This is a genomic window from Corticimicrobacter populi (assembly GCF_003123725.1).
GTDB classification, from domain to species: Bacteria; Pseudomonadota; Gammaproteobacteria; order Burkholderiales; family Burkholderiaceae_B; genus Corticimicrobacter; species Corticimicrobacter populi.
Genome location: NZ_QETA01000001.1, coordinates 932,912 through 950,765, shown reverse-complemented (window position 1 = coordinate 950,765; position 17,854 = coordinate 932,912). Strand labels below are relative to the sequence as shown.

General features: G+C 59.2%; 21 protein-coding genes and 2 tRNA genes. 13 read left to right on the top strand and 10 right to left on the bottom strand.

The window, feature by feature from the left end:
* Positions 1-2 precede the first annotated feature (2 nt).
* From DD235_RS04590 to DD235_RS04560, 7 genes are all read left to right on the top strand, one after another.
* Positions 3-806 carry an ABC transporter permease subunit gene (locus DD235_RS04590; RefSeq protein WP_109060818.1) on the top strand — a complete coding sequence of 268 codons (804 nt, stop codon included), beginning with the start codon at positions 3-5 and terminating at the stop codon, positions 804-806.
* Positions 803-1,165 carry a Spx/MgsR family RNA polymerase-binding regulatory protein gene (locus DD235_RS04585; RefSeq protein ID WP_109060817.1) on the top strand — a complete coding sequence of 121 codons (363 nt, stop codon included), beginning with the start codon at positions 803-805 and terminating at the stop codon, positions 1,163-1,165. The genes DD235_RS04590 and DD235_RS04585 overlap by 4 nt, the downstream gene beginning before the upstream one ends.
* On the top strand, positions 1,155-2,351 hold the full coding sequence (locus tag DD235_RS04580) for a DNA recombination protein RmuC (protein WP_109060816.1): 1,197 nt from the start codon (positions 1,155-1,157) through the stop codon (positions 2,349-2,351). The genes DD235_RS04585 and DD235_RS04580 overlap by 11 nt, the downstream gene beginning before the upstream one ends.
* A gap of 53 nt (positions 2,352-2,404) precedes the next feature.
* Positions 2,405-3,109: a ribose-5-phosphate isomerase RpiA gene (gene rpiA, locus DD235_RS04575; protein WP_109060815.1), complete on the top strand. Its 705-nt coding sequence runs from the start codon at positions 2,405-2,407 to the stop codon at positions 3,107-3,109.
* Positions 3,110-3,184: 75 nt separating this feature from the next.
* Positions 3,185-3,985 (top strand): phosphate signaling complex protein PhoU, encoded by an 801-nt coding sequence (gene phoU / locus DD235_RS04570; protein ID WP_109060814.1) that lies wholly within the window; start codon positions 3,185-3,187, stop codon positions 3,983-3,985.
* A gap of 56 nt (positions 3,986-4,041) precedes the next feature.
* A tRNA-Asn gene (locus DD235_RS04565) sits at positions 4,042-4,117 on the top strand.
* A 33-nt stretch (positions 4,118-4,150) separates the two neighbouring features.
* Positions 4,151-4,226 (top strand) — tRNA-Asn (locus DD235_RS04560).
* Between the two features lie 192 nt (positions 4,227-4,418).
* Here the strand turns inward: DD235_RS04560 and DD235_RS04555 are convergent.
* Positions 4,419-5,990: a methyl-accepting chemotaxis protein gene (locus DD235_RS04555; protein WP_109060813.1), complete on the bottom strand. Its 1,572-nt coding sequence runs from the start codon at positions 5,988-5,990 to the stop codon at positions 4,419-4,421.
* A 329-nt stretch (positions 5,991-6,319) separates the two neighbouring features.
* Here DD235_RS04555 and DD235_RS04550 point away from each other — a divergent pair, with 329 nt between their 5' ends.
* Positions 6,320-6,844, top strand: a complete 525-nt coding sequence (locus DD235_RS04550; RefSeq protein ID WP_109060812.1) for an acyloxyacyl hydrolase — start codon at positions 6,320-6,322, stop codon at positions 6,842-6,844.
* 223 nt (positions 6,845-7,067) lie between these two features.
* Entirely contained in the window at positions 7,068-9,215 is a 2,148-nt protein-coding gene (locus tag DD235_RS04545; RefSeq protein ID WP_109060811.1) for a putative bifunctional diguanylate cyclase/phosphodiesterase, read from the top strand.
* On the opposite strand, the gene DD235_RS04540 is transcribed toward DD235_RS04545, so the two are convergent.
* From DD235_RS04540 to ypfJ, 9 genes are all read right to left on the bottom strand, one after another.
* Complete coding sequence (locus DD235_RS04540; RefSeq protein ID WP_109060810.1) at positions 9,191-9,760, bottom strand: DUF1404 family protein; 570 nt, start codon at positions 9,758-9,760, stop codon at positions 9,191-9,193. The two genes, DD235_RS04545 and DD235_RS04540, sit on opposite strands and share 25 nt — an antisense overlap.
* Positions 9,757-10,395, bottom strand: a complete 639-nt coding sequence (locus DD235_RS04535; RefSeq protein WP_109060809.1) for an SCO family protein — start codon at positions 10,393-10,395, stop codon at positions 9,757-9,759. Before DD235_RS04535 ends, DD235_RS04540 begins: the two co-directional genes overlap by 4 nt.
* A complete protein-coding gene (locus tag DD235_RS04530; protein WP_109060808.1) occupies positions 10,392-10,970 on the bottom strand; it encodes a c-type cytochrome in 579 nt (192 codons plus the stop codon). The genes DD235_RS04535 and DD235_RS04530 overlap by 4 nt, the downstream gene beginning before the upstream one ends.
* On the bottom strand, positions 10,967-11,326 hold the full coding sequence (locus DD235_RS04525; protein WP_193519544.1) for a c-type cytochrome: 360 nt from the start codon (positions 11,324-11,326) through the stop codon (positions 10,967-10,969). The genes DD235_RS04530 and DD235_RS04525 overlap by 4 nt, the downstream gene beginning before the upstream one ends.
* The gene (locus tag DD235_RS04520; protein WP_109060807.1) at positions 11,304-11,834 is read right to left on the bottom strand and encodes a copper chaperone PCu(A)C; all 531 of its coding nucleotides are present in this window, start codon (positions 11,832-11,834) and stop codon (positions 11,304-11,306) included. Before DD235_RS04520 ends, DD235_RS04525 begins: the two co-directional genes overlap by 23 nt.
* 26 nt (positions 11,835-11,860) lie before the next feature.
* Positions 11,861-12,463: an SCO family protein gene (locus DD235_RS04515; RefSeq protein ID WP_109060806.1), complete on the bottom strand. Its 603-nt coding sequence runs from the start codon at positions 12,461-12,463 to the stop codon at positions 11,861-11,863.
* Positions 12,464-12,546: 83 nt separating this feature from the next.
* Complete coding sequence (locus DD235_RS04510) at positions 12,547-13,002, bottom strand: DUF2946 family protein (protein ID WP_109060805.1); 456 nt, start codon at positions 13,000-13,002, stop codon at positions 12,547-12,549.
* A gap of 76 nt (positions 13,003-13,078) precedes the next feature.
* A complete protein-coding gene (locus DD235_RS04505) occupies positions 13,079-13,486 on the bottom strand; it encodes a YkgJ family cysteine cluster protein (RefSeq protein ID WP_239990027.1) in 408 nt (135 codons plus the stop codon).
* A gap of 62 nt (positions 13,487-13,548) precedes the next feature.
* Positions 13,549-14,400 carry a KPN_02809 family neutral zinc metallopeptidase gene (gene ypfJ, locus DD235_RS04500; RefSeq protein ID WP_109060803.1) on the bottom strand — a complete coding sequence of 284 codons (852 nt, stop codon included), beginning with the start codon at positions 14,398-14,400 and terminating at the stop codon, positions 13,549-13,551.
* 71 nt (positions 14,401-14,471) lie between these two features.
* Here ypfJ and DD235_RS04495 point away from each other — a divergent pair, with 71 nt between their 5' ends.
* The 4 genes from DD235_RS04495 (at position 14,472) to DD235_RS04480 (ending at position 17,811) form a co-directional block, all read left to right on the top strand.
* The gene (locus DD235_RS04495; RefSeq protein ID WP_109060802.1) at positions 14,472-15,233 is read left to right on the top strand and encodes an SDR family NAD(P)-dependent oxidoreductase; all 762 of its coding nucleotides are present in this window, start codon (positions 14,472-14,474) and stop codon (positions 15,231-15,233) included.
* A gap of 114 nt (positions 15,234-15,347) precedes the next feature.
* The gene (locus DD235_RS04490) at positions 15,348-16,217 is read left to right on the top strand and encodes a coiled-coil domain-containing protein (RefSeq protein WP_146193424.1); all 870 of its coding nucleotides are present in this window, start codon (positions 15,348-15,350) and stop codon (positions 16,215-16,217) included.
* A gap of 75 nt (positions 16,218-16,292) precedes the next feature.
* The gene (locus DD235_RS04485) at positions 16,293-16,817 is read left to right on the top strand and encodes a sigma-70 family RNA polymerase sigma factor (RefSeq protein ID WP_109060800.1); all 525 of its coding nucleotides are present in this window, start codon (positions 16,293-16,295) and stop codon (positions 16,815-16,817) included.
* Entirely contained in the window at positions 16,810-17,811 is a 1,002-nt protein-coding gene (locus tag DD235_RS04480; protein ID WP_109060799.1) for a FecR family protein, read from the top strand. Before DD235_RS04485 ends, DD235_RS04480 begins: the two co-directional genes overlap by 8 nt.
* Positions 17,812-17,854 lie beyond the last annotated feature (43 nt).

The window sequence follows — 17,854 nt, the reverse complement described above, 5'->3', positions numbered from 1 at the left end:
GCATGGGCAGCAATCGTGCATATGGCCGCTGGTTGGCACTGGGACTGGGCTTTGCCTTTCTGTACATCCCGATCATTACGCTGATCGTCTATTCCTTCAACGCCTCGTCGCTGGTGACTGACTGGACGGGCTTTTCACTGCGCTGGTACTACGCACTGTTCAACGACGATGCTCTGTTGCGTGCGGCCTGGCTATCGTTTCGGATTGCCTTTCTGACGGCCACGGCGGCTGTCGTAATTGGCACCTGGGCTGGTGTGGTGCTGTCCCGTATGGGGCGCTTCAGGGGCTTTACGCTGTACGCCGGCATGTTGAGCGCGCCTCTGGTGGTACCTGAGGTCGTGTTGGGCATTTCCCTGCTGCTGATGTTTGTCGAAATGGGTTCGGTGCTGGGCTGGCCGGCAGGCCGTGGCATGTTCACCATCTGGGTGGGGCACGTTATGCTGTGCGTGGCTTATGTGGCTGTGATTATCCAGTCGCGGCTGCGTGACATGGATCGTTCTCTCGAGGAGGCCGCGCTTGACCTGGGGGCCACCCCGCTCAAGGTATTCTTCCTGATCACGCTGCCGCTGATCGCGCCGGCCCTGGCCTCGGCCTGGCTGCTGTCGTTCACGCTGTCGCTGGACGATGTGGTGGTAGCCTCGTTCCTGTCAGGACCGGGCTACACCACGTTGCCGCTCGAAGTGTTTGCCCGCGTGCGCCTGGGCCTCAAGCCCGAAGTCAATGCCCTGGCAACCATTTTCATCCTGGTGGTGGGGCTGTGCGCCATCCTGGCCCACCGCATGCAGAACCGCAAGGAGCGTTCATGAGTACCCTGACCCTGTACGGACTGACCAAGTGCAGCACCTGCATCAAGGCTCGCCAATGGCTTGATGCGCACGGGATTTCCCATGCCTTTGTGGATTATCGAGACCATCCACTGGACCCTGCGTTGCTGCGAGATGCGGCAGCACAACTGGGGGGCTGGGAAAAGCTGGTCAATCGTGCCTCGATGACCTGGCGCAACCTTTCCGATGCGCAGCGCGCCGTGAGTGACGAGGCCGGCTGGCTGGCCCTGATCGAGGCCTATCCTGCACTGGTCCGGCGGCCCCTGGCCGTTGCCGCAGACGGAGAGGTCGGCGTGGGTTTCAGCGAAAAAGCCTACACGAAGCGTTTCGATGCAGCCTGAATCCTGGCTGCCGTTGCTGCCGCTGATACTGGCAGCGGCGGCGCTGCTGGTCCTGATCGTGGTATTGCCACGCGCCTTTGCGGCCTTGCGTCGCGATTTGGTGCAGGAAGCGGCCGCTGCACGGCAGGAGCATGCAGAATCACTGAGTCGTTTCACGCGCGATCTGACACTGCAATTGCATACGCTGACCGAGTCCACGGAACGTCGCATGCTGGATACGCGCCAGGCGATCACGCAGGAGCTGCGTGATATTCGCACCGAAAATGCGGCCCGCCTGGAAGAAATGCGCAAGACCGTGGATGAAAGGCTGCATGCCACCCTGGAACAGCGGTTGGGTGAGTCCTTCCGGCTGGTGTCCGAACGGCTTGATGCCGTGCACAAGGGGCTGGGTGAGATGCAGAGCCTGGCAGCAGGGGTGGGTGACCTGAAACGGGTACTCACCAACGTCAAGTCGCGCGGGATCTGGGGCGAAGTTCAGCTGGCGCGTCTGCTTGAAGACACCATGACGGGCGGACAGTACGAAGCCAATGTCAAACCCGTGCCGGGCAGCGATGCCGTGGTTGAATTTGCGATTCGTCTGCCAGGCGGCACGGATGGGCAAGGGCCAGTCTGGCTGCCGATCGATGCCAAGTTTCCCAAGGAAGAATACGAACGTCTGATGCAGGCCCAGGAGGAGGGTGATCAGGAAGCTGTGCGCCAATGCGCACAGGCTCTGGGGCGCGCTCTCGAAGTCCAGGCCAAGCTGATTGCCTCGCGCTATATCGCGCCACCGCACACGACCGATTTCGCCGTGATGTTCCTGCCGACCGAAGGACTGTACGCAGAGGCATTGCGCCTGCCGGGCATGGCCGATCGCCTGCAGCGGCTGCGCATCAACCTGGCGGGGCCGACCACGCTGGCAGCCTTGCTCAACAGCCTGCAGATGGGCTTTCGCACGCTGGCCATCGAGCAGCGGTCGTCCGAGGTCTGGGGCATGCTGCGTACCGTAAAGTCCGAATTCCTGAAATTCGGGGATGCGTTGGCCAGTGTGCGCAAGACGCTGGAGACAGCAAGCAATAAAATCGGCCAGACCGAAACCCGAGCGAGAGTTATGCTGAGCAGCCTCAAGGCGGTCGAGGTGTTGCCCGACGCACAGCAGGACCATACAGCAACTGAAGAAACAGATGATGCCTCGCCGCCGCTTTGAATGCCTCGCGGCCCGACAGTTGGATTTTTGAACAAGCTACACAGGATAAAAACATGTCTGAAGCCACCTCTCCCCGCGTATCCGCGCAGACGCTCAAGCAGCAAGCTGCGGCAGCGGCCATCGAGCTGATCGAACCCTTGCTGGCCGAGGGTGTCGTCATCGGTGTGGGCACAGGTTCGACGGCAGACTGCTTCATCGATCAACTGGCGGTACTCAAGAATCGTTTCAGGGGGACCGTGGCCAGTTCCGAGCGCAGCGCCCAGCGCCTGCAGGCAGCGGGCATTGCTGTCCTGGACTTGAACGACGTGACGAGCATGCCGGTCTACGTGGATGGTGCCGATGAGATCGATGCCAACCTGTGCATGATCAAGGGAGGCGGCGGCGCGCTGACTCGCGAAAAGATTGTCGCCTCGGTAGCGCAGCGTTTCGTCTGCATTGCCGATGACTCGAAGCTGGTACAGCGCCTCGGTGCGTTTCCGCTGCCGCTGGAAGTGATCCCGATGGCTCGCCAGTCGGTGGCTCGCCGCCTGCAAGCCTACGGCGGCAAGCCGGTGTTGCGCGAAGGCTTCGTGACCGACAATGGCAATTGCATCCTCGATGTGTCAGGCCTGAACATCGTGTCGCCAGCAGAACTGGAATCGGCCTGCAACAATATCCCCGGTGTTGTCTGCTGCGGGCTCTTTGCGCTGGCCCCGGCCCGCATTGCGTTGCTGGCCGGCGAAAACGGCATCCAGCGCCTGGGGGATGCGACGCTTTGACATATGCCTGTCACATAAAGGTCATATGCTTCACGCTTGGGTCGGTATTCATAGATTGAATCGAAAGGAGCCATGATGGCCGAGCATACTTATACGCAGTTCAGCACGGATCTGGAGCTTGTACGCTCCAGCTTCCTGCGCATGGGCGGCGTAGTCGAAACCATGATCAACACGGCTGCCCTGGCACTGGCCGATGGTGATCTTGCGCTGCTTGAAAAGGTGCGTACGCACGAGAAAGAAGTCAATCAGATGGAAGTCGAGATTGACGAGCACATCAGCCATGTGCTGGCCCGGCACCAGCCGGCCGCCATTGATCTGCGCATGCTGCTGGCGGTTTCCAAGATGCTGACCGACATGGAGCGATGTGGTGACGAGGCAGGCAAGGTCGCCTCGGTGACACGCCGCATCTACGAAGGTGGCTCGCGTGAAATGCCACTCATCGAGTTGCACCACATGGCCAGCGATGTACTGGACATGCTGCGCCAGACGCTGGATGCCTTTGCCCGCCTTGATGCCGTGCAGGCTGCCGAGGTTGTGCGTCGCGACAAGGCTGTCGATCGCGAGTGGAAGGCTGCATTGCGCCATCTGATCACCTACATGATCGAAGACCCGCGCACCATCTCCCGCGCCATCGACATGATTTTCATCGCCCGCGCCATCGAGCGCATCGGCGATCATGCCAAAAACATGGCCGAACGCGTCATCTACCTGGTGCATGGTGCCGATGTGCGTCACAAGGGGGTCAAGACGGCTGAGCGGGAAGCCCGCGGCGAGCCTGATGAGGACGAGCTCAAGATCAAATCCATCCTCAGCGGGCAGCGCCCCGTTCAGGACGATGGCAGTTCCGAAGAAGAGGTCGCCTCGGATTCGAAATAAAAAATTGGGGTTTGTTTTTCTGGTTTTACCTATGCTAGAATAACGGACTTCACTGATCCCCAATAGCTCAGTCGGTAGAGCGACGGACTGTTAATCCGCAGGTCCCTGGTTCAAGTCCAGGTTGGGGAGCCAAAAAAACTATGCTATAATTTATAGCTTGTTTGATCCCCAATAGCTCAGTCGGTAGAGCGACGGACTGTTAATCCGCAGGTCCCTGGTTCAAGTCCAGGTTGGGGAGCCAGATTCAAGAAAAAGCCCGGTTCATACCGGGCTTTTTTGCGTTCAGCCAGCGCTTTTTCTTGGCTGCATTCAATCAGGCGTGTTTAATTTGGGCGTGCGACAAGTATTGTCGAAGCATGAAAACATGCGACCCCATGCGTTGAGAACAAACAGGTGTGGCCGGACTTCAATGCAGAGCCCGGCCAGTGTGTCGTCAGGCCGCCAGTGCAACGCGTACCGACTGCTTCAACTTGAACATCGCCATCAACTCTTCAAGCACGACTGCCTGATCACGCAAGGAATGGGCGGCCGCAGCTGCCTGTTCGACCAGGGCGGCATTTTGCTGCGTGCTTTCATCCATCTGTGTCACGGCATGGCCGACTTCTTCGATGCCGGTATGCTGCTCACGGCTGGCGACAGCGATTTCGCCCATGATGACTGTTACCTGGCGCACAGAATCCACGACGCGTTGCATGGAAGCCCCCGCCTGGTCGGCCAGGTCGGCTCCAGCGCGAACCTGTTCGATCGATCCGTCGATCAGTTCTTTGATTTCACGTGCGGCAGCGGCCGATCGCTGTGCAAGGTTGCGTACCTCGCTGGCTACCACGGCAAAGCCACGGCCCTGTTCACCGGCGCGTGCGGCCTCCACCGCAGCATTGAGTGCCAGGATGTTGGTCTGGAAGGCAATGCCATCGATGACGCCGATAATGTCGCCGACCTTGCCTGAAGTCTGGCGGATAGCTCCCATGTTGGAGACAACGCGCTCGACGATTTCGCCACCTTCGCCTGCCAGTTGCGCTGCCGTATTGACCAGTTGGCGCGCCGCATCAGCATTGTCGGCATTCTGCCGAACGGTCGCTGTCAATTGCTCCATGGCAGCGGCGGTTTCCTCGAGGCTGGACGCTTGCGATTCGGTCCTGCTCGACAGGTCGGCGTTGCCGCTGGCAATTTCACTGGCTGCGGCGCTGATGACGGCGGTGCTCTGACGCACGTTGCCGATCACGCCGGACAGGGTGGCGTTCATGGTATTGAGCGCCTGCATCAGTTGACCGGTTTCGTCTCGACTGTGTACGTTGACCTCGGCAGTCAGATCCTGTTCGGCGACACGTTGTGATAATTTCAGGGCGGCGTCCAGGGGTCGGCTGATGGCTCGGGACACCAGTCCGGCCATCAGGAGTCCAATCAGTACGCCGCAGCCGAGCAGGGCGATGATCCAGCGCTGTGACGAGGCATAGGCTGCATCGGCTTGTGCGGTGGCGTCATCGATGCCTTCCTGGCTGAATTTGCGAAGATCGGAGAATTGTTTTTCGATATCCCGGTAGGCCTTGAGGGATGCCCCCGATGTCAGTGCCAGTGCGGCATCCTTGGCTCCAGCGCGTGAGGTCGCGAGGATTTCCCGGTGGGCTACAAGGTAGGCATCCAGTGTCTTGAGCAATTCGTCGAGGCGTGCCTGCTCGGTCCCGTTCAGGCCAAGCTGATGGTATTCGGCTGCGAGAGACTTGAATTCACCGTAGCGATCCGACAGGCTTTTCTCCAGGGATGCCATGCGGGCCTGGTCACCGAGGATGTGCTGGAACTCAGTGGAACGGACTCGCGCCAGGACGCGCTCGAGTGTCAGACTGATACGTACGCTGGGTGCCCAATGGCGTGCAATCTCGTTGGCTGCGCCATTGACCTGGGACATTTGCCAGACGGCAAACAGACCGACGATGGTCATCAATATGAGCAGAGTGATAAAGGATATCAGGAGTTTGGCTGAAATCTTCAGGTTGTTGAACCAGGTCATCGGATGGGCCTACGGAATTGAGAAGCAAACGGAAGGTGGCAATCGGCGCTGTGAGCGACCATTGTGAAAAATGTACTAACATGCAGTCATATATATGAGTGAGACGATAGCACAAACAAAATATTCCCTGGTATTTTTGTCGGAAATAGAAACAAATGCATGCATGAAAATCGCGCTACCTATCTGTTTGCTGGCGCTTGACACCAAAAAACCGCCATGTCATGTGTTGTAAAATGTCACTGTCTAAAGACAGCGGTTGTGCTTAGCAATATCATGAGGGGCAACCTGGCGTTTTAAACAGCCATGAGTCTTGATTTAAAAGGTTAAAAATGCAAAAAATGACGCGACTGGCTTGTGCCCTGGCACTGGCTGTTTCTGGTATTTCTGCCGCTCACGCCGATAATGGTGGCGTGGGTGTGCGTGTCGGGGCTACGGGCAGCATGGAGCGTGTCGAGGCCTATTGGACGTCTCCGGTGCTGTGGTCCTACCAGGGATCCGACTCCCGTCCCCTGTTCGACCTCTCTCTTGAAGCCGGCGTAGCTTATTGGCACGCCCGTGGTTCGCGCAAGCCGTCGAGTCTGTGGCAAGTTGCTGCCACGCCAATGTTCCGCTGGTGGATGACCGACAGTGTTTTCCTTGAAGCCGGTATTGGCGTGAGTGCGTTCAACCGTACACGATTTGCAGACAAGAACCTGAGTACGGCATTCCAGTTTTCCGACCAGCTTGGCATTGGCTGGCAGATGTCGTCTTCACAGCAAATCGGTCTGCGCCTGTCTCATTATTCGAATGCTGGCATCAAGCGCCCAAATCCCGGTCTGGATATGGTGCAGCTCAATTACCGCTATTCTTTCTGAGCTTGACCAAACTCAAGTCGTACCCAGATTGCCATTGCCTTGCAATTGATTTTTTATTACAAAATCGCACTGTGTTTTAAATAACACACACGTTCAGTTCTTTTTTATTACGTTTCTCCCGGTTTTTCGGGAAATAAAAAGGCAACAGTGATGCAAGGATCGGTTAATTCATCCGTGATGCAGATGGAGCGCTCGATCGTCGTCGCTTGTGACATCGACCTCCATGAAGCAAAACGAAACAGGTCTCTCTGAAATGCGCAACATGGTGAATGGCATCGTCGATTCGATGCCATTTGCCATGTTGCTGACAGATCAGAACGGGATCATCACTTATACCAATACTTATGCGTCGCGCCTGTTCGGCTATGAACTGGCGCAGTTGCATGGGCAGTCCATCGACGTTCTGATTCCTTCGCGCAGTCGTCCCCGCCACGAGGGGATGCGGCGTTCATTCATGGACAATCCGGTCAGCCGGGTCATGGGGGCCTCACGCGAGGTCAGGGGCCGTCGCAAGGATGGATCGGAACTGGCTGTTGAGGTGGGCCTCAACGCCTTGCCGGTCGATGGCGAAACCTGGGTGATGGTGTCGGTCTACGATGCCTCGGCACGCAGGCAGGCCCAGAACGAGGCCGCCAAGGCACAGCACCTGGCACAAGCGATGATCGAGGCGGCACCGTTTTCGATCATCGCCACGGATCTTTCGGGCACGATCGTATCCATGAATCCGACCAGCGAGAAAATGCTCTGGCACAAGGCCGCCGATCTGGTCGGGCGGGTCAATTTGCTGCAAATCCATGATGGTGAAGAAATACGCTTGCGAATCCAGGAGTTGTCGCATGCACATATCGACAATGCGGGACCTCAGGATTTCAGTCTGTTTGTCGCGTATGCCAGCCATGCACGCGGCAGCGGGCAGGAGTGGATGTATGTGCGTCGGGATGGCTCCAAGTTTCCGGTGCAACTGACACTGTCTGCGCTCAAGGATGCCAGCGAGGGGGTGTCAGGCTTTCTGGCGATGGCGTTCGATATCAGCGAGCGCAAGCGTGCCGATGAATATATCCAGCATATTGCCCACCACGATATTCTGACCGGTTTGCCAAATCGCGTCCTGATGCAGGACCGACTCGATACAGCGCTCAGACGGATCAGTCGGTATGGCAACTCGGTGGGTGTGTTGCTGATTGACCTAGATAACTTCAAGCGCATCAATGATTCGCTGGGACACCATATTGGTGACCACCTGCTGGCTCAGGTCGCCGAAAGGCTGCGCAAGGCCGTACGTGAAAGCGATACGGTGGCCAGGCTGGGAGGGGATGAATTCATCGTTGTGCTGCCTGATATCGGCAGCCTCGACAATGCTCGGCGGTTGGCCGCCAAACTGCTGGCACGCCTGGGTACGCCAATTCGCGTCAATGAGTATGAATTCCGTATTACGGCCAGCCTGGGTATCAGTCTGGCTCCTGATCATGCCACGGATTCAGCCGCGCTGATGATGTACGCGGATATGGCCATGTACGAGGCCAAACGGCGCGGTCGCTCACAGTGTCAGGCCTTTTCTCAGGAAATGGCCCAGCGCGTGGCGCGTCACCACGAGCTTGAGCAGGCACTCGAAACAGCCATTGACCGCAATCAGTTCTGGCTGGCCTATCAGCCGCAATATGATGTGGCGACCGGCAAGGTGGTCGCCCTTGAGGCATTGCTGCGCTGGCAGCATCCGGTCTGGGGCAGCGTCGGTCCGGATCAGTTCATTCCGATTGCTGAAAGCAGTGGCCTGATCGTACCGATAGGAGCCTGGGTCATGCGTCGCGCTTGCGAAGAGATTGGGCAAGTGCGTGCAGTGCTGGGCGAGCCGGAATTGCGGATTGCCATTAATGTGTCCCCGCATCAACTGATCCACGAAGACTTTCTTGCGAGTTTGAACGATACCCTGCGGGAATGCGAGGCTGATCCGCGCCTTATCGAGCTGGAGATTACGGAAACCTCGCTGATGGATAGTGTCGAGGATGTACTGCCGATCCTGACGCAGTTGCGTGAGCGTGGTGTGAGCATCGCCATCGATGATTTCGGCACGGGCTTCAGCAGCCTATCCTATCTGATCCGCTTTCCGGTACAGCGACTCAAGATCGACCGTGTTTTCATCAATGAAATCGAGCAGGCCGACAGCCAGGCGACCGTAGTCAGCGCGATCATTGCCATGGCGCACAAGCTGGGGCTGGAGGTGTTGGCTGAAGGGGTAGAAACCGAACGCCAGCATCATTGGCTGCAACGCCAGAAATGCGATCAGGCTCAGGGCTTCCTGCTCGGAAGGCCGATGAGCTGTGCCGATCTGATCGACAGTCTTCAGATTCAGCGCAACCTGCGCCTTAACTGAAAGACCCACCAGCCGATCCAGCCACCCATGGCGACCATGCTCCAGGTGATCAGACCACGTCCGGCCCAGAGCTGGTCGTCAGCCAGATAGGTGCTGCACAATTGCTGGGGGGCTCCGATGTAAAGGATGCCGATCAGCAGGTTCATGGCGGTCCAGTTGAAGAGAAACAGGGCCTGCACGATCAGGTGCAGGCGGGGCCAGCACCAGCCGGCCAGCAAGCCGGCAGCGATGACCGAACAGACTTTCAGCACCGCCACGGCTGGGTCGAGGACGGCTGCATCCAGTGCCAGAGGGATCATCCAGAACAGTGTGATCAGCGAGGCCAGCAGCAGGGCCGGGATGCCTTCCTGGTTCCAGGCACAGAACGGCGTGCCCGCGGCAGGTCTGAGATGTCGTGCCGACAGCCAGCCCACGATGAACAGGGCCGGCAATTCCAGCGCCATGTGTCGTGCCATCGAGGCTTCCAGCCAGGGGCGTGCCAGTGCGGTCAACAGCAACAGCAGACCGGGGATCAGGGGATGGGACCAGCAGCGGCGTAGTGTCATGGTGCCAGTGCGGAAAATGCCAGCAGATCGGCCAGCACAAGATCTGGGCGGGTGACGTCGTAGGCACGCATGATGCGACCTTCCGGGTTGATCAGGAACAGGCCTGCATTGTGATCATAGCCGCCCATGCGATCCGGCAGTACGATGATATCGAACAGGTTCAGCATACGCAGCAGGTCGGCTTCCTGTGTCACGGTGGCAAAGCGCCAGATGTCAGCGCGTGCCCGCAACTGGCGTGCATAGGTATCGAGTTGCTCAGGCGTGTCGCGAGCCGGATCGAAGCTGAGTGTCAGCAACTGCACGCGTCCTTCCAGTGCCGGATGTTCAGCCAGTGCCTCCTGGATATACGCCAGCCCGGTGGCGCTGGCGCGGCAGATGGCCGTGCACTGTGTGTAGACCAGCGTTGCCACGGTCCAGCGGCCCGGATGGCCCGGATAGGCTTGCAGGTCGAAGGCCTGCCATTGCTGGTCGACCAGCGTCATGGATGGCAACGGCCTGGGATCCTGGGCCAGTTCAACGCGCCGCGCGGTATCGGCTGTCAGCGCCTGGAAGCCGCGGGTGGTCGGGTAGAGTGCCGCCACGGCCAGCAGCAGCACGCCACCAATGGCAAGCAGGGTTTTCTGCAAGGGCTTCATGGGGTGCCTGGCTCCGTTGTCTCAGGAAAAAGATCGTCCAGGAATGACTCCAGTTCTGCCTGGCTGCGCCATGGGGCCTGGCGTGTTGCCGAGCGCTGACGCACGTCGGCAACCAGGGTGGAATCCAGGGGGCTGCCCTGGTTGCCCCAGCTGTTGCGAATATAGTTCAGGACAGCAGCCAGCTCCTCATCATTGAGTTGCTGGCTGAAACCAGGCATAAAACTGTTGAAGGTTGTGCCGTTGACCTGAATGGGGCCAGTAATGCCATGCAGTACTGCCAGGACTAGCCGTTCCGGCGAGCCTGTGACCCAGTCTGTGCCACGCAGGGGGGGGAAGACTGTGGAAAGTCCTTGTCCCAGGGGCTGATGGCAGGACAGGCAGGCATCGGCATAGAGGCGGCGTCCGTTGTCCACCATGGATTGTTCGCCGGTGCTTGCGGCCACAGCCATGCCTTCGGGAAGTGCTTGGTAGCCGAGCGCTGTACGCCCGGTCATGGGTGGCGCGATGAGATAGCCCAGGCACCAGGCCAGTGCACCAGTCAGCAGACCGATCAGTAGTTGTTGTCGCGCCGTCATGGTTGCAGCGAAAGTATCCAGCGTGCCAGTTGGTCTGCCTCGACCTGCGTGACCCTGGGGCTCGGTGGCATTGGCACAGGACCCCAGTTGCCGCGACCGCCCTGCATGATGGTCTGTGTCAGTCGTGCCACGGCATCAGGCTGTCCTGCGTAGCGAGCCGCCACATCCTGGTAGGCGGGGCCGACCATTTTGCGGTCCAGTGCATGACAGGACATACAGGTTTTCTGGCGTGCCAGCGGCAGCACGTCACCCGCTGCCGAGGCACTGGGTACCAGCAGCAGGGCAATGCTGCTGGTACCCAGTGCTGTTCTCAAGGTGCGAGCCAGTCGCGTATCAATGCTTGTGCGACTGATCATGCTGCATCTGACCATGATCGCCATGGCCGCTGTGACCATTGCCGGCAGCCAGGGCGCGGGCAGGTGCCTGTACTTCGATGTCGGCCTGCTGACCGCTGGCATCCTCGACGGTCAGCGTCAGCGGGACGTGGTCACCTTCCTTGATCTGTTCCTTCAAGTCCAGAATCATGATGTGATAGCCGCCCGGCTTGAGCTCCACCGTCTGACCGGCAGGCAGGGGCAGGTTCTCGACCTGGCGCATGCGCATGACATCGTTGTCCATCTTCATCTCATGCACTTCGACCTTGTCCGACAGGGGCGAAGCCGCTTTGACCAGCTTGCTGTCGGCATCGGCCGTGATCAGCATGAAGGCTCCCGTGGCGGTCTGCTGGGGTACAGTTGCGCGCACCCAGGCCTGTTCGATCTGAACGGGTTGATGCTGGGCGGTATGGTCAGCGTGATCGGCCCAGGCCGAAAAAGCGGTCGTGGCCAGTGCGAGGGCGAGGGTACGGGTAATCAGGGTTTTCATGTCTTATTCCTTTGATGTGACGGCGATCAATTGGCTGCCAGTACTTTGCGGATATCCGCAGCGTATTCATCAGCCGTTTGGGTATGCCTGAGCGCCAGGCGCAAGCGGCCCTTGGTGTCATAGAGATAGCTCAGTGCCGTATGGTCGATGGTGTAGGACGACGCGGTCGGGACTTTTTCGTAGTACACCTTGAAGTCGCGTGCCGTCTTGGCGGTGCGATCCAGGTCGCCGTACAGGCCGATGAAACCCGGATCGAAGGCCGTGACATACGATTTCAGGATTTCCGGTGTGTCGCGCTCCGGGTCGACCGTGATGAAGAGAACCTGCAGCTTGTCGGCGTCGTCGCCCAGCATCTGCTTGACTTCGGTGGCACGATAGAGTGCGGTCGGGCAGACATCGGGGCATTGCGTGAAACCGAAGAAGATCATGACGGCCTTGCCATCGAAGTCCTTGAGGGTACGGGTATTGCCTTCGGTATCGGTCAGCTCGAATGACTTGCCGAGATTGGCGGTGCTGAGGTCGATGCCATTGATATCGGTCAGTTCATCGCTCTGGCTGCAACCGGCCACGGCCAGTGTCAACGCGCCCATGGCGGCAAGGAACAGGCGCCGGCTTGAATGAAGACTCATCGGAAAATCCTTTGTTCTGTCTCTATGATGGTGCTGCATGCCCTGCCTGTGGCACGGCATGCCCGGACAGATATGTCCGGAAATTATGTGGTGAAGATATGGGCAGGCGGGGCCCGTGATCCAAGAGGCGGCCCGGCGGGTGCCGGGGTCGCAGCCGGCAGCATGAGCACTGGCAATGGGGCACGCGTCAGCCGGATCATGGGGCCGGGGAGTGCCTGTGTGGATGGTGGGGGGACCGCCCCCGCCATCAAAGCGAATGGGCAGGTCGCCATATCTGTCGCAGGACTTTCGTCGCCGGTATCGAGCAGGCCCGGCAGTGCTTGGCCTTCTTGCTCGTACCAGGCGGTCCGAGCGGCGGGATCGCCATGCCCTTCTGCAGAACAGAATATCAACGACAGATTGCCCTGGCGTAAGGCATCTCCATCGGGCATGTAGCCGGTTGGCAGCATGGCCCGGGCCAGCCACAGCAGCAGGCCCATGCAGACCAGAAGGCGCATGAAGCCATGAGCGTAGCGAGGGGCGTAGCGTCGGGCGGGCATGCGCAGATTCTATAACAGTTCTTCAGGCCTGCCGGTGATCTTCGATGAAGCGCTTGCTTTAGGTCAAATTGTGCCCTCAGGCGGCAATGTCATGCTGGCCCGGTGGCGTATTGCTGGGATCCTGGTCATCATCATCTTCGTTGATCAGAGGGGGCAGGGGAGGCAGACCGATCTTCATGCGCAGGCGCTGGCAGTCCGGATTGGGGCTGCCATCAAGCTCCCAGGCAGGAAAGTCCCGGCAGGTGGAAGGCCGCAGGGTATAGATGGCGCAATGGATACCTGGCTGGCCAAGTTCCCCACGCAAGGCGATGCAGCGTGCGCCGCCATGTTCAGTCCCTTTCATGCAGGCTCGCAAGGGGCCGATCTGTGTCGTCAGCTCAGGGGGGACGGAACCTCCCTGCCCATCGTTGATCTCGCCGCAGTAGAAGGAAACCCGGAAATGGGCGCAGCAGGCACCACAATTGAGGCACGGGTTCTCGAGCATGCTTTCATTGGCAGCCGGCCTGATAATCTGCGGGATGGACATGATGTTGAGAGATAGAGGAATCAGGGAGATACGGAAAAAGTATCGCAATCCTGGAGTTGTCCGCTGTTCAGGCCGCGACTGAACCATTGCATGCGCTGCTGGGCGGAACCGTGTGTAAACGAATCAGGCACGACCTGTCCCTGGTGGCGACGTTGCAGTGTGTCGTCACCGACGGCGCTGGCGGCGTCCAGTGCCGCCTGGATGTCACCGGCCTCGAGGATCTGGCGGGCGGCATCGGCATGATGGGCCCAGACGCCCGCATAGCAGTCAGCCTGCAGCTCCAGGCGCACCGACAGCCGGTTGGCCTGGCTCGTGGACGCTGCAGCGCGCTGGCGATTGACGCGTTCGAGCGTGCCAAGCTGGTGCTGTACGTGGTGGCCGATCTCATGAGCGATCACGTAGGCCTGGGCAAATTGCCCAGGCGCATTCATCTGGCTGGCCATCTGGTCGAAAAAGGCCAGGTCGATATAGACACGCGTATCGGCCGGGCAGTAAAACGGCCCCATCGCCGACTGGCCGGTGCCGCAGGCGGTCGGCGTGGCACCGCGGTAGAGCACCAGTGTGGCATCGCGGTAGCGACCATTGGTCTGCTCGTTGAAAATGGTGCGCCAGGTATCTTCGGTTTCGCCCAGCACACGGGAAACAAACTGGCCCTGTGCGTCGGTCGGCGCTCCCGTGGTCTGGGTGGCCGGTGCCGGTGACGAGGCGCCCTGATCAGCCATTTGCAGCACCACGGCAGGATCGACGCCGAAGTACAGCGCCACCAGTGCCAGGACAATGGTGCCCAGGCCGATGCCGGCACGGCCTGCTCGCGGGCCATTCCGGCGGCGGTCTTCTATATTGCTGCTTTGGCGGGATCGGCCCAGGCGCATCGTATATGCAGGCTATTCATTCAGGGACGATCATTATAATCTGCTGATTGTCAAACACAGGGGGTACAGAAATGAGCAAGGTCGTTTTCATCACTGGCGCAACATCCGGGTTTGGGCGTGCTGCAGCCCGCCGCTTCGCGCAGGGCGGCTGGTCGCTGGTACTGACCGGCCGTCGCACCGAGCGTCTGGAAGCCCTGCGCGACGAACTGGCCGCCCAGGTGCCGGTGCATATCGCCACGCTGGACGTGCGCGATGCCGCTGCCGTACAGGCCGCAGTCGATGCGCTGCCAGCGGATTTCCGTCCGGTAACGTCGCTGATCAACAATGCCGGGCTGGCGCTGGCACCTGTGCCGGCCCAGAAAGTGGCCTTGCAGGACTGGCACACCATGATCGACACCAACGTGACCGGACTGGTCAATGTCACGCATGCCTTGTTGCCGCAACTGATCGAGACCGGTGCCGGTGCCAGCATTGTCAATCTGGGATCGGTGGCAGGGCAGTGGCCTTATCCGGGCGGCCACGTCTATGGGGCCAGCAAAGCCTTCGTACAGCAATTTACCTATAACCTGCGCTGCGATTTGCTGAGCACCGGAGTACGCGTGACCGACATTGCCCCAGGCATGGCGGAAACCGAATTCACGTTGGTGCGCACCAAGGGCGATCAGGCTGCTTCCGACAAGCTTTATCGTGGCACCACGCCGCTCAGTGCCGAAGACATCGCCGAGCAGATCTTTTATGTGGCCACATTGCCGGCTCACATCAATATCAACCGTCTCGAGATCATGCCGACACGACAGGCCTGGTCGGCCTTTGCGGTTGATCGCGATGCCTGATGTGTTTTGTGCAGGATGAACGATATGCGCTGAAGCAACCGGAACGGAGTCGCCCGTAAAAAATTCCTTTTTTCTGCCGTATACCAGTATTGGGAAAATGGCGAAGAGAACAGTATGGTGACTTCCGTTTCGTTCAATAGTGGCACTTTGATTTCCTTGAATTCCCCACGTTCCACAGGAAAATCGGAAAGTCCTGGCAGTCAACAGTTGCTTGATACCGATAAAAATGCATTTTCTGATGTGTCGGTCACATTGAGCGAGTGGGCAAAAAAGCGTTTCCAGGAAACTGGAAAAATGGCGGAAGCATTGCAACGCCTGGAGCAGGATGCGTTGGACGCGCGCAAGGAACTGGCACGGGCGAGGCTGGAGGAAATCAAGCGCGAAATTGCCCGACTCAAAGCCCTGCTGATGATGTCGGATGGTGCCAGTGTCAAGGGTATCCTGCGTCAACTGAAACAACTGGCTTCGCAGATTCAGGGGCTGGCAGCGGTATTGGGCTCAAGTGGCGCTGACGGAGGCAGCAGCGGGCAAGCATCCGTCGGTACTGCGTCACCTGCGGTGACCGAAGGGGCACAGGCAGAGACAGCCTCACTTTCTGCTGTGTCAGGATTGGAGGAAGCGTCAGGACATGATGTGCCCTCGAAAGAAGCCGACGCATCGCGATCCCCTGATAATGCCTCTTTGACAGGCAGTGCTGTCATTGATGTGCGCGGACAGGCAGCTTCGGCTGAACGGCAGCAGGAGGCGCGACAGAAGCGGGAGGATGCCCGATCAATGCAGGAAACGATTCAGGCGCTGAAATCGCTGCTTGAGGCCATCAAGAAAAAACTTCAGGAAACGGCAAAGCAGGATAGGCAGACAGCTCAGGATGTTACCTCTGTCGAAAATCGGATCCAAGCGGCAGAACAGGCTTTTCAATCCATGGCTGGCAGCAGTCTGGAAGCAGGCATCGGGCTGGCTGCGGCTGCAGCACCTTTGGCTTGATCCGGGCCAAGGGTATGTGAGTGACGTTTATGTTATTCTGGAACATAAAATGAGAATCACATCGATTTATTTGGCATGTTCCAGACAGACAAATCGCTGCAAGGCGCGATCGAACAGCTATACAGCGATCATCGCGGCTGGCTTTACGGCTGGCTGCGACGCAAGCTGGGCTGCGCGCATCATGCCGAAGACCTGACTCAGGATACTTTCCTCAAGGTCATGCTGTCGCGGGATGCGCTATCTGGCATGCGTACCCCCAAGGCGTTTCTGACGACCACTGCACAGCATCTGCTGATCGACCGGGCGCGCCGGCAAATGATCGAGCAGCGCTATCTCGCCGAGCTGGCAGCCATGGCGGAATCCTGCCCTGGCTATCCTTCGCCCGAACAGATACTCGAGACACTGCAGGCGCTCGAACTCATCAGCATCATGCTCGAGTCCCTGCCTCCCAGGCCTCGCCAGGCGTTTCTCATGCATTATCTGGAAGACATGCCGCAAAGCACCATTGCCGAGGCCCTGGGCGTCTCGACCCGCATGGTGCGCAAATACCTGGTGCAGGCCTTGCTGCATTGCCAGACGGCATTTCCCGATCATGCGTGACGAACCAACCATCCGTGCCCAGGCAGCAGAGTGGCTGGTGCGCCTGAGTTCGGACGACGATACCGAGGATCGCCGCACGATCGAACATGAGTTCGAGCGCTGGAAGCAACATGACCCGCTGCATGCCGAAGCGGCATCGGCTCTGGAAGCATTGATCGGACAGGTGAAACAGGTCGGGGCTGGAGACAGTGCGCTGTCCGGTCCGGCGCGACGCGCGCTCGAGCACAGTTTCGAGAACATCGGCAGGCGTCGCGAACGGCTGCGCCGCAACGTACGCATGGCCGTGCTGTGCCTGCTGCTGTCGATCCCGGTCTGGCTGTTCTTCAGGGCCTATCCCGCCGCTATTCTGCTGGCCGATGTCAGCACGCCTGCGGGGCAATGGCAGCAGCAAAAATTGGCGGACGGTACGCTGCTGGCACTGGATGGCAGCACGGCTGTCGATATCGAGCTGTCAGGCGGACGCCGGATTGTGAGGCTATTGCAGGGGCGTATCTGGGTCGATGTCGCGCCCGATCCTGACAGGCCATTCGTGGTGGTAACCCCGTTTGGCGACATGCAGGCCCTGGGGACCCGTTTTATTGTCAGCCTGACGCCAGAGGCGGCACAACTGACCATGCTGGAGTCCAGAGTATCGATACAGCCAGCAGATCGCGTTGAAACCCGGGTGCTTGAGGCAGGGCAGCAGATTGCTGTCACGGCAGCCGGCTACGGTCCACAGCAACGCATTGATATCGCTACGACGGAGCAGGCCTGGCATGATCATCAGTTGATCGTTCAGGACAGACCCTTGCCAGAAGTGCTGGCAGAATTGGGTCGCCACCGGCGTGGCTACCTGCTGTTCGATACACAGGCCCTGGCCCGCTATCGGGTGTCCGCAGTATTGCCGCTGGACCGGCCGGAGCAGGCGCTGCAACTGCTGCAGCGCAGCTTTCCTGCGCTCAGATTGCGCAGCATGACACCGTATCTCACCTGGGTCGGGGTGCAACAGCCATAAGCAGGTTCCGCTTTTTTCAACTCGTCCGTCTATGTGCAGGAAA

What these genes read in the sequence shown, in the direction of transcription:
- DD235_RS04590 (WP_109060818.1), top strand. Translation starts at nt 3, where the DNA reads ATGGGCAGCAATCGTGCATATGGCCGCTGGTTGGCACTGGGACTGGGC.
- DD235_RS04585 (WP_109060817.1), top strand. Translation starts at nt 803, where the DNA reads ATGAGTACCCTGACCCTGTACGGACTGACCAAGTGCAGCACCTGCATC.
- DD235_RS04580 (WP_109060816.1), top strand. Translation starts at nt 1,155, where the DNA reads ATGCAGCCTGAATCCTGGCTGCCGTTGCTGCCGCTGATACTGGCAGCG.
- rpiA (WP_109060815.1), top strand. Translation starts at nt 2,405, where the DNA reads ATGTCTGAAGCCACCTCTCCCCGCGTATCCGCGCAGACGCTCAAGCAG.
- phoU (WP_109060814.1), top strand. Translation starts at nt 3,185, where the DNA reads ATGGCCGAGCATACTTATACGCAGTTCAGCACGGATCTGGAGCTTGTA.
- DD235_RS04555 (WP_109060813.1), bottom strand. Translation starts at nt 5,990, where the DNA reads ATGACCTGGTTCAACAACCTGAAGATTTCAGCCAAACTCCTGATATCC.
- DD235_RS04550 (WP_109060812.1), top strand. Translation starts at nt 6,320, where the DNA reads ATGCAAAAAATGACGCGACTGGCTTGTGCCCTGGCACTGGCTGTTTCT.
- DD235_RS04545 (WP_109060811.1), top strand. Translation starts at nt 7,068, where the DNA reads ATGAAGCAAAACGAAACAGGTCTCTCTGAAATGCGCAACATGGTGAAT.
- DD235_RS04540 (WP_109060810.1), bottom strand. Translation starts at nt 9,760, where the DNA reads ATGACACTACGCCGCTGCTGGTCCCATCCCCTGATCCCCGGTCTGCTG.
- DD235_RS04535 (WP_109060809.1), bottom strand. Translation starts at nt 10,395, where the DNA reads ATGAAGCCCTTGCAGAAAACCCTGCTTGCCATTGGTGGCGTGCTGCTG.
- DD235_RS04530 (WP_109060808.1), bottom strand. Translation starts at nt 10,970, where the DNA reads ATGACGGCGCGACAACAACTACTGATCGGTCTGCTGACTGGTGCACTG.
- DD235_RS04525 (WP_193519544.1), bottom strand. Translation starts at nt 11,326, where the DNA reads ATGATCAGTCGCACAAGCATTGATACGCGACTGGCTCGCACCTTGAGA.
- DD235_RS04520 (WP_109060807.1), bottom strand. Translation starts at nt 11,834, where the DNA reads ATGAAAACCCTGATTACCCGTACCCTCGCCCTCGCACTGGCCACGACC.
- DD235_RS04515 (WP_109060806.1), bottom strand. Translation starts at nt 12,463, where the DNA reads ATGAGTCTTCATTCAAGCCGGCGCCTGTTCCTTGCCGCCATGGGCGCG.
- DD235_RS04510 (WP_109060805.1), bottom strand. Translation starts at nt 13,002, where the DNA reads ATGCCCGCCCGACGCTACGCCCCTCGCTACGCTCATGGCTTCATGCGC.
- DD235_RS04505 (WP_239990027.1), bottom strand. Translation starts at nt 13,486, where the DNA reads ATGCTCGAGAACCCGTGCCTCAATTGTGGTGCCTGCTGCGCCCATTTC.
- ypfJ (WP_109060803.1), bottom strand. Translation starts at nt 14,400, where the DNA reads ATGCGCCTGGGCCGATCCCGCCAAAGCAGCAATATAGAAGACCGCCGC.
- DD235_RS04495 (WP_109060802.1), top strand. Translation starts at nt 14,472, where the DNA reads ATGAGCAAGGTCGTTTTCATCACTGGCGCAACATCCGGGTTTGGGCGT.
- DD235_RS04490 (WP_146193424.1), top strand. Translation starts at nt 15,348, where the DNA reads ATGGTGACTTCCGTTTCGTTCAATAGTGGCACTTTGATTTCCTTGAAT.
- DD235_RS04485 (WP_109060800.1), top strand. Translation starts at nt 16,293, where the DNA reads ATGTTCCAGACAGACAAATCGCTGCAAGGCGCGATCGAACAGCTATAC.
- DD235_RS04480 (WP_109060799.1), top strand. Translation starts at nt 16,810, where the DNA reads ATGCGTGACGAACCAACCATCCGTGCCCAGGCAGCAGAGTGGCTGGTG.